Origin of the sequence: Sphingobacterium sp. T2 (assembly GCF_000814685.1) — a bacterium.
Taxonomy (GTDB): Bacteria; Bacteroidota; Bacteroidia; order Sphingobacteriales; family Sphingobacteriaceae; genus Sphingobacterium; species Sphingobacterium thermophilum.
This window is the reverse complement of sequence record NZ_JXAC01000269.1, coordinates 1-1363: the sequence shown is the minus strand read 5'-3', so window position 1 is coordinate 1363 and position 1363 is coordinate 1. Positions and strand designations below refer to the sequence as shown.

Genomic DNA, 1363 nt, shown 5'->3' with positions numbered 1-1363 from the left:
ATAGAAGAAGTTTCGTTGCCATGTGCATTGTTGCTCATCCAGATGATGGCAGGCATATCTTCAAGAATGAATCCATCACGTTCTTCCCCCACAATGGACATGTTGCTCTTCCTTATTTGTTCGAGCCGCGCTATATTTTTTGTCGAAGACACAAAGAAAACATACAAAGGTCTCCCCTCCACAGACTCTCCATATTGCTCATACTTTACCCTATCAGGAGCTTGGGAGGCAATGTATTTGTAATATTCTAAAACTCTGTGATGCGGCGTAATCTTTGAACCTATTTTTCTACCAAAATATTCTTCCGGAGATTTAAGTTGTGCCCACAAAGGAATATTATAAAATAATACGAGTAGAATGATAAGAAATCTTTTCATAAAGCAGTTAGTTTACTGCAATATAAGAAATTATTAAATCGTATATTATAGCGTAAACACATTTTCCTAATCTACCTATTTAATAGATTATTTAGTAGATTTGGTTAAATACTTAATCTAATGAAACATCTCGAAACAGATCTGATACATGCTGGAACAGAATTTAACAGTACCAAAGCAGTAGTAACCCCTATATTCCAGACCTCAACCTATTTTGCGGATGAGAATCCAGAGAAATATATAGAAGCGGCAACACAACCCAAACATCCTGAATTCTACCATCGACATGGAAATCCGACAAACAGTCAGGTGGCAGCCATTCTTGCTAAACTCGAAAAAACCGAAGAGGCTATAGTACTAGCCACAGGTATGGCTGCCATAAGCACAGCCATCCTCGCTGCCGTAAAATCTGGTGACCATGTCATAGCACAAAACTCACATTATTCCGGAGCAATGCTCTTCCTTAAAGATTTCCTTAGCGAATATGGCATAGAGGTCACCCACGTGGACCAGACTGACAATAGTTCTTTTGTGGAAGCTATACGTCCAAATACCAAGCTCATCTACATCGAAACGCCATCTAATCCCAATCTAGATATTACCGACCTAGCATTTGTGGGCAAACTCGGTAAGGAAAAAGGTATTTTGACTATGGTAGACAACACCTTCGCTTCTCCGATAAACCAAGTTCCTACAGAATTCGGCATTGACGTGGTAATTCACAGTGCCACAAAATACCTAGGAGGACACTCCGACCTTACCGCCGGCGCCGTATGTGGCCCTAAAGAGTTCATCGAAAAGGTGTGGCGTAAATCCATCACCTTGGGAGCCAGTCTCAGTCCCTTCGACTCATGCTGCTACTACGAGGCTGAAAACTCTTTCACTACGCGTGAAACAGATTAATCACAATGCATTGGCATTAGCGCAATTCTTAGAACAAAATAAGGCTATAAGGAAGGTTACTTATACAGGACTGAGTTCCCATC

3 protein-coding genes are annotated in these 1363 nt (G+C 40.9%); 2 read left to right on the top strand and 1 reads right to left on the bottom strand.

Features of this window, described 5'->3' with window-relative positions:
* A partial coding sequence (locus SD31_RS13930) for a M14 family zinc carboxypeptidase (protein ID WP_039054565.1) occupies nt 1-377 on the bottom strand: 377 nt, incomplete at its 3' end.
* 120 nt (nt 378-497) lie between these two features.
* Here SD31_RS13930 and SD31_RS13925 point away from each other — a divergent pair.
* Complete coding sequence (locus SD31_RS13925) at nt 498-1280, top strand: trans-sulfuration enzyme family protein (RefSeq protein WP_052259088.1); 783 nt, start codon at nt 498-500, stop codon at nt 1278-1280.
* Nucleotides 1267-1363: PLP-dependent transferase (locus SD31_RS21450; RefSeq protein ID WP_197053740.1), on the top strand; the 97-nt coding region annotated here is incomplete at its 3' end. The genes SD31_RS13925 and SD31_RS21450, both read left to right, overlap by 14 nt.